Origin of the sequence: Actinoplanes sp. NPDC049265, from assembly GCF_043197135.1 — a bacterium.
Taxonomy (GTDB): domain Bacteria; phylum Actinomycetota; class Actinomycetes; order Mycobacteriales; family Micromonosporaceae; genus Actinoplanes.
The window spans coordinates 188,221-203,992 of record NZ_JBICSP010000011.1 but is presented as its reverse complement, the minus strand read 5'-3'; the positions used below and the strand labels follow the sequence as shown (position 1 = coordinate 203,992).

Annotated in this window: 13 protein-coding genes; 8 read left to right on the top strand and 5 right to left on the bottom strand. The window is 72.7% G+C overall.

Translation table 11 applies throughout. From position 1 onward, the window contains the following. Positions 1–4: 4 nt before the first annotated feature. Both ACGFIO_RS25850 and ACGFIO_RS25845 read right to left on the bottom strand, forming a co-directional pair. A complete protein-coding gene (locus ACGFIO_RS25850) occupies positions 5–229 on the bottom strand; it encodes a DUF3107 domain-containing protein (protein ID WP_392829345.1) in 225 nt (74 codons plus the stop codon). Between the two features lie 37 nt (positions 230–266). Beyond that, positions 267–926, bottom strand: a complete 660-nt coding sequence (locus tag ACGFIO_RS25845) for a TetR/AcrR family transcriptional regulator (RefSeq protein ID WP_392829344.1) — start codon at positions 924–926, stop codon at positions 267–269. Between the two features lie 150 nt (positions 927–1,076). Here ACGFIO_RS25845 and ACGFIO_RS25840 point away from each other — a divergent pair, with 150 nt between their 5' ends. From ACGFIO_RS25840 to ACGFIO_RS25815, 6 genes are all read left to right on the top strand, one after another. Continuing rightward, positions 1,077–3,134 (top strand): Daple, encoded by a 2,058-nt coding sequence (locus tag ACGFIO_RS25840; RefSeq protein WP_392829342.1) that lies wholly within the window; start codon positions 1,077–1,079, stop codon positions 3,132–3,134. Continuing rightward, positions 3,131–4,123 carry an alpha/beta fold hydrolase gene (locus ACGFIO_RS25835; protein ID WP_392829340.1) on the top strand — a complete coding sequence of 331 codons (993 nt, stop codon included), beginning with the start codon at positions 3,131–3,133 and terminating at the stop codon, positions 4,121–4,123. The genes ACGFIO_RS25840 and ACGFIO_RS25835 overlap by 4 nt, the downstream gene beginning before the upstream one ends. Before the next feature lie 43 nt (positions 4,124–4,166). Beyond that, positions 4,167–4,973, top strand: coding sequence for a DUF3152 domain-containing protein (locus ACGFIO_RS25830; protein WP_392829338.1), 807 nt, complete (start codon positions 4,167–4,169; stop codon positions 4,971–4,973). An 826-nt stretch (positions 4,974–5,799) separates the two neighbouring features. Next, positions 5,800–7,863: a DUF3152 domain-containing protein gene (locus ACGFIO_RS25825; RefSeq protein ID WP_392829336.1), complete on the top strand. Its 2,064-nt coding sequence runs from the start codon at positions 5,800–5,802 to the stop codon at positions 7,861–7,863. Positions 7,864–7,973: 110 nt separating this feature from the next. Then, entirely contained in the window at positions 7,974–9,155 is a 1,182-nt protein-coding gene (gene moeZ, locus ACGFIO_RS25820; RefSeq protein WP_392829334.1) for an adenylyltransferase/sulfurtransferase MoeZ, read from the top strand. Positions 9,156–9,185: 30 nt separating this feature from the next. After that, on the top strand, positions 9,186–9,992 hold the full coding sequence (locus tag ACGFIO_RS25815; protein WP_392829332.1) for a prenyltransferase/squalene oxidase repeat-containing protein: 807 nt from the start codon (positions 9,186–9,188) through the stop codon (positions 9,990–9,992). Between the two features lie 239 nt (positions 9,993–10,231). Here the strand turns inward: ACGFIO_RS25815 and ACGFIO_RS25810 are convergent, their stop codons facing one another. Together ACGFIO_RS25810 and proB are read right to left on the bottom strand one after the other, a co-directional pair. Continuing rightward, entirely contained in the window at positions 10,232–11,479 is a 1,248-nt protein-coding gene (locus tag ACGFIO_RS25810) for a glutamate-5-semialdehyde dehydrogenase (RefSeq protein WP_392829330.1), read from the bottom strand. Between the two features lie 11 nt (positions 11,480–11,490). Continuing rightward, positions 11,491–12,603, bottom strand: coding sequence for a glutamate 5-kinase (gene proB, locus ACGFIO_RS25805; RefSeq protein ID WP_392829329.1), 1,113 nt, complete (start codon positions 12,601–12,603; stop codon positions 11,491–11,493). A gap of 61 nt (positions 12,604–12,664) precedes the next feature. Here proB and ACGFIO_RS25800 point away from each other — a divergent pair, with 61 nt between their 5' ends. Further along, a complete protein-coding gene (locus tag ACGFIO_RS25800; RefSeq protein WP_392829328.1) occupies positions 12,665–12,970 on the top strand; it encodes an MGMT family protein in 306 nt (101 codons plus the stop codon). A gap of 31 nt (positions 12,971–13,001) precedes the next feature. Here the strand turns inward: ACGFIO_RS25800 and ACGFIO_RS25795 are convergent, their stop codons facing one another. After that, the gene (locus tag ACGFIO_RS25795) at positions 13,002–14,396 is read right to left on the bottom strand and encodes a gamma-glutamyltransferase (RefSeq protein ID WP_392829327.1); all 1,395 of its coding nucleotides are present in this window, start codon (positions 14,394–14,396) and stop codon (positions 13,002–13,004) included. A 49-nt stretch (positions 14,397–14,445) separates the two neighbouring features. Here ACGFIO_RS25795 and ACGFIO_RS25790 point away from each other — a divergent pair, with 49 nt between their 5' ends. Then, positions 14,446–15,762, top strand: coding sequence for an MFS transporter (locus ACGFIO_RS25790; protein ID WP_392829325.1), 1,317 nt, complete (start codon positions 14,446–14,448; stop codon positions 15,760–15,762). Positions 15,763–15,772 lie beyond the last annotated feature (10 nt).

The window sequence follows — 15,772 nt, the reverse complement described above, 5'->3', positions numbered from 1 at the left end:
TGGTTCAGCGGGTGGTGAAGCCGAAGGGCCGGTTGCTGCTCTCGGCGATCTCCACGTACGCGATCTTGGCGACCGGCACGATGACCTTGCGGCCCTTCTCATCGGTGAGCGTGAGCAGGCTGTCCTTGGCGATCGCCTCGGACACCGCCTGCTCGACCTCCGCCGGGGTCTGAGCGCTCTCGAGCGTCAGCTCACGCGGCGCGTACTGCACGCCGATCTTGACCTCCACGGGGTCCTCCTTGACGAAGTGGTGTTCCGCATGAAGGCTAGCCGATTTCCTCGCCCGTTCCGGCCGATGACCCTCCCTGCAGCGGGAAGCTGGCTATGCCGCGCCAGATCAGCGACGTGACCAGGGATTCCGCCTCGGCCTTGGGCGTGGGCCGGCCGTTCGCCAGCCACCACTGGGCGCTCTGCCCGGACGCCCCGACCAGACCGGACGCGAGCAGCGCGGCGTGCGCGGCGCTGACGCCGGTGTCCGAGATGATCGTCTCGGTCACCGCGGCGATGCAGCCCTGCTCGACCCGCTCCACCCGCTCGCGTACCTGCGGGTCGTTTCGTAGATCGGACTCGAAGACCAGCCGAAAGGCTTCACTCTCGTGGTCGACGAAATCGAAATAGGCACGAACGGCGCCGCGGACCCGTTCCTTGTTGTCGGGTGTGGCGCGCATCGCATCCTGCACCTTGGCGATTATCGCGTCGCAGTGCGTGTCCAGCAGCGCCAGATAGAGCTCCAGCTTGCCGGGAAAGTGCTGGTAGAGCACTGGTTTGGAGACGCCGGCCCGCTCCGCGATGTCGTCCATCGCGGCGGCGTGGTAGCCGTGGGCCACGAAGATCTGCTGCGCGGCGGCGAGAAGCTGCTTGCGCCGCGCTGACCGGGGAAGACGCGTGGGTCGCGTGGTCTGCGCGCCGCCGGACGCAGTGGTCATGATCTCTCCAACCTCTTCAAGCCAGGGTTCCCCCGCTCATCGCCCACCCGGCCGGGTCTCAACCCCCGGGCGGGCAATTGTCGCGACGCTGCAACTTATCGCCGATGCCCCCACACGGTAGCCTCAGCGGGGGCGAGCAAGGAGCGCGCGGTGGACGAAACAGGGCATTCCGGTGACACCGGAGCAACAGGGGGCGGCGGCGCTGAGTCGCGTGACCGCACCCGGTTGAACGGCTGGGCTAGTTCCCGCAGCCCGTGGTCGTCCGGCGCGAGCCCGGACGACGACGCGCCCGACGAGGATGTCCCCAGCTGGCGCCGGCCCGCGCAGGAGATCCGGCCCTTCACCCGGCAGCCGGGCCCCCGGCAGCGGCCGGGGGAGCGGCCGTCCGCCGACGTGCACCCCTTTCCCGGTGCCGAGAGTCAGGGAGCCGAGATCCATCCATTTCCCGGCGCGCACCCGCCGCAGCAGCAGCGCAGTGTGCCCCCCGCCGAGCCGCAGCCGGCCCCGGCCGACCCGGCCGACCCGGCCCCCGACCAGCAGCCCGAGGCCGAATCCCCCGCCCCGCGCTGGTCGGACAGCAACCGGCGCTACGACGACCTGCTGAAACACTTCTCCGGCGCCCGTGGCAACGAGCCGTCCGCGCCGGCCCGGTTCAACAACCTGTCCCGGCCCGACACCCTGCAGGACGACGAGGACCGCCGACCGGCGCCCGGCCGCCCGCGGGACGACGAACAGCGCCCGCACCCCGCCACCATGCTCGACGCGCCCACGCCGAGCAGCGCCCCGCCGTTCCCCTACGAGGGTGACCTGGACGACGACACCTACCGCCCGCCGGGCCAAGGCCAACAGACCACGTTCCCCTCGGTACGCCCGGCGCCCCCACCCGGCCGCCGCAACGAACCGGCCCGGCACGCCCTCGACCCGACCCCCGCCGCGGGACTGCCCCAGATCCAGCCGCCGTCCGATTCCGGCCCCGGCTCGGAGGGTCCGCGGGTCCGCCAGCCCTACGACCCGGTGACCTTCCCGCGCCGCCTCCCGTACGAGCCCCCGCCGGGACCGGGCATCGGGCCGCCCGCCGCGCGACCGGCCTCCGGCAGTGGTTACGCGCCGTCCGCGCCAAGACCGGCGTCCGGCGGTGGCTACGGGTCGTCCGGGGCGTACCCCAGTCAGACCCCCATCGCCGAGGAGGCTGCCGCCGCCCTCCCGCAGCGCGTCCCGGCCAAACCGGACGTGCCCACCGTGGCCGACCCGGCCCTGGTCGAGCCCTCGGCCGAGACGCCCGAGCTGGCCCGGATCGCCACCCACCTGCGCCGCGACGACCTGCTCGACCCCGAGGAGCGGGAAGAGGGCTTTGATGTCGACGACATCCTGGCCGCGGTCCGCGAGGTGGCCGGCGTCCGTGACGCGATGGTGCGGACCACCCCGGCCGGCGCCAACAGCCTCCGCCTCGACCTGGCCGAGGGCGCCGACCCGGCCGAGGTCAGCCGCCAGGTCGCCCGGCTCCTGCAGGACCGGATGGGCCTGGACGCGGCACCGCAGGGCGACGGCCCGACCGGCCCGCTCCCGCCGGTGCCCCAGCCGCTGTCGCCGCCCATCGCCTCCGCGTCGGTGCCGACCACGCCGATGCCGGCCGCGTTCGTGCCCAGCCAGCCCGGCCCGTCCGATCCGATCGCCGGCAGCGCCCCCGCGCCCGCCGCCGACCTGCGCCGCATGCCGACCATGCCGCAGATGGCCGACCCGGGCGAGCAACCGACCGAGCCCGGTGCGCCCGGGCCGCTCGACATCGGACACGAGCCGGCGCCGCGCGTGATGATCGACAACGTTCAGGTGACCACCTTCGGCACCGAGGCGTCGGTCGAGGTCCGGCTGGTCATGGGCGGGCGCGCGGCCAAGGGCGTGGCCACCGGCCCGTCGGTCGACGGCTACCTGCTGCGGCTCTGCGCCACGGCCACCACCGAGGCGATCAACGACCTGCTCGTCGCCCACGACCGGCGCCCCGAGGGGCCGGCCCGCTGCTTCGTCGAGCACGCCGCGGCCGTGCCGTTCGGCTCCACCCAGGTCGCGGTCGTCGTCCTCCTCATGTCGGCCGGGGGCTGGGTCGAGCAGCTGGCCGGCTCGGCGATGGTCGGCAGCGACGGACGGCACGCCATGGTTCGCGCCACATTGGCCGCCGCCAACCGGCGGCTGGAGGCACTCTTGTCTCGATGAAGGGCGCTCAGCTGGCCGCCGACAGCGCGCTGCTGCCGGACGGCGCGGTCCCGCCACCGCCGTGGCCGCCGCGCAAGGTCGTGATCAACGGCGCGATGATGCATGTCCGCGACACCGCGCCGACCGTGACCGGTGCCGAGCCGGCCGTCTACGTGCACGGCCTGGGCGGCAGCTCGCAAAACTTCACCGACGTGGCCGCGCTGCTCAGCGACCGGTTCGACGGTCAGGCGGTCGACCTGCCCGGGTTCGGGTACAGCGACCCGACCCGGCGATACTCCATCCCGGCCTTCGCCGAGCTGCTCGTCGCCTACCTCGAGCACGAGGGGCGCGGCCCGGTCCACCTGATGGGCAACTCGCTGGGCGGGTCGATCTCGGTCCGGGTCGCGGCGTTGCGGCCTGACCTCGTACGCACCCTGACCCTGATCTCCCCGGCGATGCCGTTCCTCGACCCGCGCCGCACCGCCCACGGCCCGATCCTGCCGCTGCTCGCCCTGCCCCTGGCCGACCGTCTCTTCGCCCGCGGACTGGCCCGGATGAGCGTCGAGGCCATGGTCGACGAGGTGCTGGCGGCGTGCTTCGGCGACGTCACCCGGGTGCACGCCCAGCGGCGGGCCGAGGCGACCGAGGAGATCCGGCTGCGGCACACCGTCGCGCACTACCCCAAGGCCTATCTGGGTACGCTGCGCGGCCTCGTCTCCAGCTTCGTGCGGGCGTACCTGCCCGGCGCCGGCTCGCAGTGGCGGCTGGCCGCCCGGATCAGCGCGCCCACCCTGGTCGTCGGCGGCCTGTCCGACACGCTGATCGACCCGCGGGTGCCGGCCCAGGTGGCTCGGGTCGTCCCCGACAGCCGGCTGCTGATCCTGCCGCGAGTCGGGCACGTGGCCCAGATGGAGGTGCCGCGCCTGGTCGCCCGGGCGGTCGTCGGCCTGCTCGACGAACTGGCCGTGGGCACTCCCGCGCCACTGGGCGAGGCTTCGTCCGCGGCCTGAAACCACCCGGTGCGTCATCGGCTTCTGTGCGAGGCTTGATTCGATGACCATCATCCGCCGCCACGCCGCACCGGACCGCCGGTGGGTGCTGGCCGTGCCCTTGATCGTCCTGATCGTGGTGGCCATCGCCGGTCTGATCCGCCAGCGCGCGGCCGCCCCGCCCGTGCCGCCGTCCGCCCTGTCCGAGTCCGCGCCGGTTGTGCGGCCCACGTCCGCTCCGCGGGGCTTCGTCCGGACCGACCCGATCCGGATGGCCGGCCCGGTGCCCACCCGGGGCGGCGGCAAGTTCGACTACGCGGCGGGCCGCGGCCGGGTCCTCGGCTACACCGGGCCGGTCCGCCGCTTCCGGGTGGCGGTCGAGCGCGGCGGCACCGAGGACGTCCGGGCGTTCGCCGCCGCCGTGGAGAAGACGCTGGGCGACCCGCGCAGCTGGATCGGCAACCGTGAGCTGCGCCTGCAGCGCGTCGGGGGCGCCGAGGCCGCGGACTTCACGATCTTCCTGGCCACCCGGGACACGGCCGCCGCTCTGTGCTCGTCCGGCGGCCTCGACATCCGGGCCGGCCGGACCCCGTACACCTCCTGCCGCACTACCGGCCGCGTGATCATCAACCTGGACCGGTGGTGGCTCTCGGCGGCGCCGTACGTGGTGGCGAAGGTGCCACTGGCCACCTACCGGCAGTATGTGATCAACCACGAGGTCGGTCACGAGCTGGGCGAGGGGCATCAGGCCTGTCCCGCCCCGGGTGCGGCCGCCCCCGTGATGGTCCAGCAGACGTTGTCGCTGGACGGCTGCGTGCCGTATGCGTGGCCGAGGCGGGCCAACCGCCCGTACGCCGGCCGCCGCCTTTGATCCGATCCCGGGTTGCCCCTTCGGTGGGTGAATCGGGCGGTTCGCACGGGGAGTCGGGAAACGCCTGCCGAGCGCCCCAGGTCGTGGCACTCTGGCTTATGTTATGGCAAAGGCGACAAAAGGTTCCGCAGACCCTCGGGCCGCCGCTGAGGATCTGTCCATGGGGGACCACAAGACGGCGTTCTCCCGGCGCACCCCCCGGTCGGTTGCCCGCCCGGCCCCGGGTGCTTCCCCCGCCCGGCCTCCCGCCGCGTCGCCCGGCCCTCAGCCGGCCCGCGGCCCCGACGGCCGTTTCGCTCCGGCCGCGCCACCGGCGCGCGCCGACCAGCCCCCTGCTCCGGTACGAGGCCAGAGCCCCGCCCCGACTCCAGACCCCGCCCGCCCAGCGTCCCGCCCCGCCCCTCGCGGCCGCCCCGCGCCGGGTCTCACCGGCCGTCCGGCTCCCAAGCCCGTCACCGGCGCCGACAGCCGCCCCGGGCCGGGTCTCACCGGCCGTCCGGCTCCCAAGCCCGTCACCGGCGCCGACAGCCGCCCTGCGCCGGGTCTCACCGGCCGGCCGGGCCCGGTCGCAAAGCCCGTTGCCGGCAGCCGACCTGCGCCGGGTCCCACCGGCCGTCCGGCTCCGGTCGCGAAGCCCACGCCCGGCGCCGCCGGTCGTCCCGGGCCGGTTCCGGCGGCCAAGCCCGGTGCGGACGACGGCCCGGCCGACAAGGCCCCGGCGAAGGAAGATCAACCGGCCACGGAACAGAAGATCGGCCAGGGACCCGCGCGGGGAATCGGCGGGCGCTTCGTCGCGCTGCCCGGCGGCAAGACCGAGGCCGAAGCCGTGACCACCCGCGCGGACCAGGCCGAAGCGGCGACCACCCACGAGTCCGAACCCGAGGACGGCAAGCCCCGCGTGGCCGCCGCCAGCTCGAATTCCCGGCGTTCGACGACGGCGAGCATCCCGGCCCGGAGCACCACCGGCGAGTCGAGCAGCCAGCGCCGGACCACAGCCCGGGCCAAGTCGACGGGTACGCCGCCGGCGCGCTCGGGCTCGGGGACGTCCCGCGCGGCGGCCAACAAGTCGACCGCCAGCCGCGCCGCCACCCGCGGGACCGGAAGGACCGCGGCCACACCGGCCCGACCGGCCCCTTCGTCGACCGCGCGGAGCGCCCGCGGCACCACCGCCGCCAAGTCAGCACCGGCCAAGTCAGCACCGGCCAAGGCCACCCCGGCCAAGGCCACCCCGGCCAAGGCGGCGGCGACCAAGGCGACGCAGACCAAGACGACGCCCACCAAGACGCAGACCAAGGCGACGCCCACCAAGACGACGGCGACCAAAGCGACACCCAGCAAGACGACGGCGACCAAGGCGACACCCACCAGGTCCAGGCCAACGCCCAGCAAGACCGCCGCGATCAAGACCACGCCCAGCAGGACCACGGCGACCAAGGCCGCCCCCAACAAGGCCACCGCGACCAAGGCGACTCCGCCCAAGACCGCGGCCACCACGACAACGCCCAGCAAGACCACGGCCACGAAGGCCACGCCGGCAAAGACGGCCAAGACCACGCCCAGCAAGGCGGCGACCAAGCCAACCGCGGCCACGAAGACGGCCGCGTCCAAGCCGGCCCCCGCCAAGCCCACGCCGGCCAAGAGCACCACCACAAAACCGGCGCCAAAGGCCGAGGTCGTACCGGCTGTGCCCGAGGCGGCACCGCCGGCCGGCGTACCCACCGAAAAGCCCCACCCCATCGGCCCCGTCGCCGAAGTGGCCGCCGCCCCGCCCGAGCTCAGGGCCGACACCGCCGAACTCCCGCGCATCTCCGACGAACGCCGCGGCGGCATCGTGACCCCGACCCTGCGCCCTTCCATCGAGGAGCCGGCGGTCCTGCGCCCGCTGAGCGAGGAGACGCCGGTCCCGGAACCCGATCCGGTGCCGGGCTTCGGGTTCGCGCCACCGGGCGCACCGGTGATCCTGCCCCCGGCCGAGCCCGGGCCCGAGCCGAAGGGCACCCGCTACGGCCGGGAGCCGCTCACGCCGGCCGCCCGCAAGGCTCTGCAGCGCCGCCGACTGGTCGCGCTGATCGCGTTCGTGTTACTGGCCGTGATCGTGCTGCTGATCGGGCAGTTCGTCCGGGGTGACGACGGCCGGAAGGTGGCCGGACGGCCGGCCGCGACGGGTGAGCCGGCCGTGAACGCGGGGATCGGTGAACCGGAGGTCACCACCCCGGGGGCGACGAAAGCCCAGACGACGACCGCGGGGGCGACCAAGACCACCGCGCAGGAGCAGGAAGAGGCGCAGGTTCCGGCCGACACCGCGAACACCGCGCCGACCCGGGCCGCGTCGGCGACCGGGTTCACGTTCGTTGCCGGATACGGCCCGGTCCTGGGCACGTCCGGCACTCTCCGCCGGTTCAAGGTGAGCGTGGAGAAGACCATCGGCCAGGGGAACGGCGGTGACTTCGCCGACGAGATCGACCGCACGCTCGGCGACGAGCGCGGCTGGACGGCCGGTCGGCAGTTTCGCCTCCAGCGGGTGCCCGCGGGGGCGGCCAGCGAGTTCACCGTCTACCTGGCCTCGTCGAAGACCACCCAGCGGATGTGTAACGCGGGTGGTCTGAAGACCGACGGTTTCACCTCCTGCCGGCTGCCCGGCCAGGTGATCGTCAACGACGCGCGGTGGCAGGATGCGGTCCCCGACTACGACGCGCCGCTCGAGACCTACCGGGCCTACGCGCTCAACCACGAGGTGGGACATCAGCTGGGGTACGGCCACGAGGCCTGCCCCGGCCCGGGCCGAGCGGCCCCGGTGATGCAGCAGCAGACGTACGGCCTCAAGGGCTGTGTCGCGAACGCCTGGCCGTACATCGACGGCAAGCGTTACGCCGGACCCCCGACCACCTGAGCTTATTCCCCATCCCGCATGTCGGGCCGGTGGCCCACGTCATGCCCCTTCCGGCGAAGAACGAGCAACAATGGGCCGTGCACCTCAACCGCCCACCCGGGGAGTGAACAGTGTCCTTGCCCCCGCTCGTCGAGCCCGCCGCCGATCTCTCGGTCGATGAGATCCGCCGCTATTCGCGCCACTTGATCATCCCGGACGTCGGGATGGATGGGCAGAAGCGCCTGAAGAACGCCAAGGTGCTCGTCGTCGGCGCCGGTGGCCTCGGTTCGCCCGCGCTGCTCTATCTCGCCGCGGCCGGTGTCGGCACGCTCGGCATCATCGACTTCGACACGGTCGACGAGTCCAACCTGCAGCGCCAGATCATCCACGGTGTCTCGGACGTCGGCCGGCCCAAGGCGGAGTCGGCCGCGGCCAGCATCCGCGAGGTCAACCCGCTGGTCAACGTGGTGATCCACAACACGTCACTCGACCGTGACAACGTCTTCGAGATCTTCGGCGGGTACGACCTGATCGTCGACGGCACCGACAACTTCGCCACGCGTTACATGGTCAACGACGCCGCCGTGCTGCTCGGAAAGCCGTACGTGTGGGGTTCGATCTACCGCTTCGACGGCCAGGCGTCGGTCTTCTGGGCCGAGCACGGCCCCTGCTACCGCTGCCTCTACCCGGAGCCCCCGCCGCCCGGCATGGTTCCGAGCTGCGCCGAGGGCGGCGTCCTGGGTGTGCTGTGCGCGTCGATCGGGTCGATCCAGGTCAACGAGGCGATCAAGCTGCTGACCGGCATCGGCGAGCCGCTGGTGGGCAAGCTGATGGTGTACGACGCCCTCGAGATGGAATACCGCAAGATCAGGGTCCGCAAGGACCCGGACTGCGTGCTCTGCGGCCCCAACGCCACCCAGACCGAGCTGCTCGAGGACTACGAGGACTTCTGCGGCGCGGTTTCGGACGAGGCGCAGGAGGCGACGCTCAACTCGACCATCACGGCCCGTGAGCTCAAGGACTGGCAGGATTCGGGCAAGGACGTGTTCCTGGTCGACGTGCGCGAGCCGGCCGAGTTCGAGATCGTCCGCATCCCGGGGTCGACGCTGATCCCCAAGGGCGAGATCCTCTCGGGTGAGGCCCTGTCCCGCTTCCCGCAGGACCGCCAGATCGTGCTGCACTGCAAGTCGGGGGTACGCAGTGCCGAGGCGCTCGCGGCCCTCAAAGCGGCCGGCTTCAAGGACGCGGTACACGTGCAGGGTGGCGTGGTGTCCTGGGTAAACACGGTCGACCCATCGCTTCCGTCATATTAAAAACAGTGTCGAAGCAGTAGCGTCACTCGCGTGGTGGACATCGATGCGGCGATCGGATATGTGGTCGCCCATGGGGATCCGGTCGAGCGGGCCCGGTTGTCGTTCCTGCGTACGGGCGCGCCGCCCCCGCCGCACATCATCGAGCGCATCGCCGCCGGTCAGACCGCGAGTGGCGGCTGGCCGGCGTCGGGCGACGGCACCGTTCCGTCGGTTGACGCGACCTGTTTCCGGCTGAGTGAGCTGGACGACCTCGGTGGCCTGCACGGCGCCGAGGTCGAGCGGGCGCTGGGCTGGCTGGCCGGTGCCCAGCGTGAGGACGGTTCCTGGCAGGAAGACCCGTCGCTGGCCGACGAGGCGCCGGAGTGGGCGATGCCGGGCGACCCGGAGGCGACGCTCTATCTGACCTCGGTGGCCGGTTTCTGGTTGACCGTGGCCGAGGTCGAGAAGCATCCGCATTTCGAGGCGCCGGCCCGGCACGCGTCAACGCTGACCGCGGCCGCCCAGTTCGCGTCGTCGCTGATCCGGCCGGACGGCACATGGCCGTCGTTCCTGGCCGCGGGCTGGCATCTGGCCGGCCTGCTGCACGGCGAGCAGTTCTTCTACGAGTCGGCCCGGGTGCAGCTGGTGCTCGGGGACCGTCTCGGTGACATGTCGGCGGCGGACGTGGCCGCGATGGCAGCGGCTCTGCGCCGGCTCAACCTTGGTGACGACTGGCTGCTGCGGAGCGCCCGCAAGCGCCTGGGTGAAACTCAGCGCACGGACGGCGGCTGGGACAGCGACGAGGGCCCCATCTTCGACGTCAACACCACCCTGATAGCCATCCGAGCCTGCCGTTAGGCCGCGTTTCGCTCTCGCCTGCTGCTAGGTCGCGCTTCACTCTTGCCTGCCGCCTCGCTCCCACTCCGACGTGCGAGCCCGACCATGTCCAGGCGCAACCAGGTCGCATTTCGCCCGCTGATGACTTGGCCGCGAAAAGGACGAGCCATCGGCGATGTGCTTTTCGCGGCCAAGTCATCAGCTCCCCGGGGCGAAATGCCCGGAGGAGCGAAGCGACGACCATCAAACCCTGACGACCATCAAACTCTGCTGTGGCCGTTGCCGGTGACGATGTACTTGGTCGAGGTCAGCTCGGGCAGGCCCATCGGACCGCGGGCGTGCAGTTTCTGGGTGCTGATGCCGATCTCGGCGCCGAAGCCGAACTCGCCCCCGTCGGTGAACCGGGTCGACGCGTTGATCATGACGGCGGCGGCGTCGACGCGGGCGGCGAAGCGCCTGGTCGCGGTCACCGACTCGCTGACGATCGCCTCGGTGTGCCCGGAGCCGTAGTGCCGGATGTGGTCCAGCGCGTCGTCGATCGAATCGACCACCGCGACCGCGATGTCGGCCGACAGATATTCCTTGCCCCAGTCCTCCTCGGTCGCCGGGACCACGTCGGACGAGACCTGCTGGACCCGGGCGTCGCCGTGGACGGTGACACCGTGGTCGATCAGTTCCGTCAGCACCAGCGGCAGGAACGTGTCGGCGATCGCGGCGTGCACCAGCAGCGACTCGGCCGTGTTGCAGGTGGAGAGCCGCTGCGTCTTCGAGTTCACCGCGACCGCGAGCGCCTTCTCGAGGTCGGCGTTTTCGTCGACGTACACGTGGCAGTTGCCCACCCCGGTCTCGATCACCGGAACCGTGCTCTCCTCGACCACCGTCCGGATCAGCGACGCGCCGCCCCGCGGGATCAGCACGTCGACCAGCCCGCGCGCCCGCATCAGCTCCTTGACCGAGTCACGGGTGGTCGCGTCGAGCAGCTGGACCGCGTCGGCCGGCAGCCCCGCGTCGGCGACCGCCTTGCGTAGCACCGAGACGATGGCGGCGTTCGAGCTGAGCGCCGAGCCGGAGCCGCGCAGCAGGGCGGCGTTGCCGGACTTGAGGCAGATGCCCGCCGCGTCGGCCGTCACGTTGGGCCGGCCCTCGTAGATGATCCCGACCACGCCGAACGGCACCCGCACCTGCCGCAGCTCGAGCCCGTTGGCCAGGGTCGAGCCGCGGACCACGTCGCCGACCGGGTCGGGGAGCGCGGCCAGCTGCTCGAGCCCGGCGGCCATGGCGCCGACCCGGTCGACGGTCAGCGCCAGCCGGTCGATCATCGCCTCGGACTGGCCGGCCTCGCGGGCGTTGGCGATGTCGACCTTGTTGGCCTCGACGATCTCGTCCGCGCGGAGTCGCAGGCGGGCAGCCATCAGCAGCAGGGCCTCGTCCTTCTCGGCGCGGGTCGCGGCGGCGAGATCGATGGCGGCGACCCGGGCGTCCGTCGCCTGCTGCTGCACGGTGCTCATCACAAGACCTTTCAGAGAAGTACGAGGTCGTCGCGGTGGACGACCTCACGTTCGTAGCCCGGCCCGAGCGCCGCGGCCAGCTCGGGCGTGGACCGGCCGAGCAGCGCGGGCAACTCGACGGCGTCGTAGTTGACCAGCCCCCGGGCGACCGGCGCGCCGGACCCGGCGTCCACCAAATCTACGGGGTCGCCGGCGGCGAAGGAGCCGTCCACCGCGGTGATTCCGGCCGGCAGCAGCGATTTGCGCCGGGCCACCACCGCGGCGACCGCGCCCGGGTCGAGGTGCAGCCGGCCGCGCGGCGCGGTGGCGTGCGCCAGCCAGAACAGCCGGGCCGCCGGCCGTCGCGCGGCGGCCCGGAAAAGTGTTCCGACTTCTTGGCCGATGACCGCCGGGCCGGCCAGGGCGGCCGAGGTGAGCACGACCGGAATGCCGAAGCCGGTGGCGATCCGCGCCGCCTCGACCTTGGTGACCATGCCGCCGGTACCGACCCCGGCCTTACCGATGCCGCCTACTGAAATTTCCGACAAGTCTGACTCATCGGCCACGACCGGGATGCGACGGGCGGAAGGCGACGAGGGAGAAGCCGTGTACAGCGCGTCCACATCGGAGAGAAGCACCAGAAGATCAGCCTGCACCAGCGCGGCCACCAGCGCGGCCAGCCGGTCGTTGTCGCCGAACCGGATCTCCTCGGTCGCCACCGTGTCGTTCTCGTTGACGATCGGCAGCGCGCCCAGATCGAGCAGCTTGCGCAGGGTGCGATAGGCGTTGCGGTAATGCGCCCGGCGGGTCACGTCGTCCACCGTCAGCAGGACCTGCCCGACCGTCAGCCCGTGGCGGGCCAGGCCGGCCGCGTACCGCCCGATCAACAGCCCTTGCCCCACCGAGGCCGCGGCCTGCTGCGTGGCCAGGTCGCGCGGACGCCGGGAAAGGTTGAGCGGCGCCAGCCCGGCCGCGATGGCGCCACTGGACACCAGCACCACCTCACGCCCGCCGGTGGCCAGCCCCCCGAGCACGTCGACCAGGGCGTCGACGCGCTGGTCGTCGATCCCGCCGGACGCCGTGGTCAGCGAGGACGACCCCACCTTGACCACGATCCGGCGCGCCTCGGTCACCGCTTCGCGCACACGCCCCATTCTGCTCGCCCGAGGCGTCCGGCCCGCGCCGAGATCCCATATGGTGGCCCAGGTGACACCGCAGGAGTACGTCGAAGAGGTCCTCACCCTCGTGGAACGCATCCCCGAAGGCCGGGTGATGTCGTACGGGGCGATCGCCGACGTGCTGGCCGACCGCTCGGGCCGCAACTCGGCCCGCCAGGTCGGCACGATCATGGCCAAGCACGGCGGTGCGGTCCCGTGGCACCGGGTGGTGAGCAGTTCCGGGCGGCTGGTCCCCGGTCACGAGCAGGAGGCCCGTCAGCGCCTGCTCTCCGAGGGCGTGCCGTTCAGGACCGACCACGTCGACATGAACCGGGCCGCCTGGCTCCCCCGTTAGGCGACCCGCCAGACCCCCAGGTGCAGCCGGTTCAGGCGTCCAGCAGCAGACCGACGCCGCCGCGCCGCGGGTCGCCGGCCGCGCCGCCGGCACCGACCGCGGTCACCCCGCCGAAGTAGTGGTCCATCTCGGCCCACTGATTGATCGCCCACCCGGCGCCGGCCAGCGCGGCCAGGTCGGCGGCGGGTACGCCGGGCTCGGCCTGCACGGTGTCCCCGACGACGTGGAACCGGGGCCGGTTCACCGCGGCCGCCACGTCCAGCCCGTCCACCAGCACCCCGAGCAGGGTGCCGATGAGCGCGGTGCGGATCCGGGACGCGCCCGCCGACCCGGCCGCCACGATCAGCCGCCCCTGGCCGTCGATCACCACCAGCGGGCACATGTTCGACGACATCCGCCGGCCCGGCGCCAGGTCGGCGGTGATCAGCTCGCCCTCGCCGAGCATCGAGTTGAGGTTGACACCCAGCCCGGGCAGCCACACCGCGGCGCCCAGCCCCATCGTCGTCGTGATCACGCAGGCGTTGCCGTCGCTGTCCACAACCGACACGTTGGTGGTGTCACCGATGCGCTGCCGGCCCTGGTCACGCAGCGCGGCGGCCAGGGCCACCGGGGTGATCTCGGGCGGCAGGGCCGCGATCGTGTCCACGGTGCGGCTGAGGTCGTGGCGGGCCCGCACCCGGTATCCGTTCAGCGTCGCGTGGTCGACCGAAGTCTCCTCGACCCGGTAGGAGGCCAGGTCACGCGGGCCGAGCGCGCCGCCGGCATCCCGTACCGCGTCAATCATGGTCTGCGCGAAAGCGCCGGTGTAGAAGGCCGCCGGCCCTTCCGCCGCCAGTCCCTCCAGCGCCGTCGCCAGCCCCGGATGGACGAGCAGGTCGCCGCCCTCCAGCAGCCGGCCGCCGGGGGCGTAAACGGCCGCCCCGTCCCCGTACGCCAGAGCCGGCGCACACGCGATCAACGTCCGCGCCTGCGCCGCCGGCAGCACCACCCCGGCCCGGGCCAGTGCCAACGCCGGCGCCACGACCGACGCCCACGGCAGCCGTCCCCACCGCCGGTGCACCTCGCCGCAGCCCGCCGGCACACCCGGCACGGCCACGCTGGCCCCGCCGATCTCGTACACCTGGGGCATTCCGCCGAAGAACACGTCGACCTTGACCATCGGCCCGGCCGTGACGTCGCCGTCGGTGCCCGGCACCGAGACGAAGAAGTCGAGGCAGGTGACCGACCCGGTGGACGCGTCGAAGTAGGTGGCGAACCCGCCGCCGCCCAGCCCGGTGTAGATGGTCTCGGCGACACAACAGGCCAGTACGGCCGCGACCGCCGCGTCGGCCGCCGTGCCGCCGTCCCGCAGGATGCGCAGCCCCACCTCGGCGGTCGCGGGATGGGCAGCGGCCACACCGGGAACAACCGGGCCAAGGGTGCTCATCGAACGAACTGTAGGCCCAGCACGTTCCCGATGGATAACATGCGCGTCCATGATCGGAGTCCGTCCCCCGGAGGACGTACCGCTGCGTACGCGAGCCGGGTACGCGCTGGGTTCCCTGGTCACGGGCGCCTTCGGGACGGTGCCCGGTCTGCTCCTGCTGCCGTACCTGACCAACACCCTGGGCGTCGCGGCCGGCCTGGCCGGTCTGCTCGTACTCCTGCCTAAAGCCTGGGACGTGCTGTTCAACCCGGTCGCCGGCCGCCTCTCGGACCGCCGCGGGGACCGCCGCCCGTTCCTGCTCGGCGCCGGCCTGGTGCTCGGCGTGTTGTTCGCGCTGATCTTCGCCGGCCCGTTCGGCACCCGGGCGGCGGCCGGCCCGTACGTCGCCGTCGCCTTTTTCGCCGCCGCCACCGCCTTCGCGCTCTTCCAGGTGCCGTACCTGGCCATGGCGGCCGAGCTGACCGACGGCTACGCCGCCCGGACCCGGCTGATGACCGGTCGGATCGCGGTGCTGGCGGTGGCCATCCTGATCTCCGGCGCGCTGGCCCCGCTGATCGTCGAGCAGGCGGGCGGTGGCCTCGCCGGCCACCGGTGGTCGGGCGGGTTCGTCGGCGCGCTCATCGTCGTGGGCACGCTGGGCGTCTTCGTGGGTACGCGCGGAGCCCGGTCCCGAGCGCCCGAGCAGACCGAGCCGAACCTGCGTACCCAGCTCAGGGTGACCGCGGCCAGTGGCCCGTTCCGCGTCCTGCTGCTCTGCTTCGTGATCCAGGCCGCCGGCTCGGCCACCATGCTGGCCGGTGTCCAATATTTCGCCGACCACATCATCGGCCGGCCGGGCGCCGCCACCGTCCTGTTCGCCGCCTTCGTCGGCCCCGCCCTGCTGGTCATGCCCCTCTGGACCCGGGTCGGCGCCCGTTTCGGCAAGCGGCGCGGCCTGATCGCGGCCAGCCTGCTGTTCGCGCTGGGCAGCCTGCTGCTGGCGTTCACGTCGGCCGCCCCGCCGCTGGTCCTCTACCTGATCACCGCCGTGGTCGGCGTCGGCTACGCCGGCGAGCAGGTGTTCGCCATGGCGATGCTGCCCGACTGCATCTCCGCCGAGACCGAGCGCACCGGCCGTCGCCAGGCGGGCGTCTTCACCGGCGTCTGGACCGCCGGCGAGACCCTCGGCCTGGCCCTCGGCCCCGGCCTGTACGCCCTGGTCCTCCAGCTCTTCGGCTACGTCTCCTCGTCGACCGGCGAGGCGGCGCCGCAGCCGGACGGCGCTCGCCTCGGCGTCCTGCTCGGTTTCACCCTCCTGCCGGCTCTGCTCATGGCCGCCCCCACCGTCCTGCTCCGTCGCTACCCCGACGAGCGGCCTGTGCTCTGAGTGCGTACGT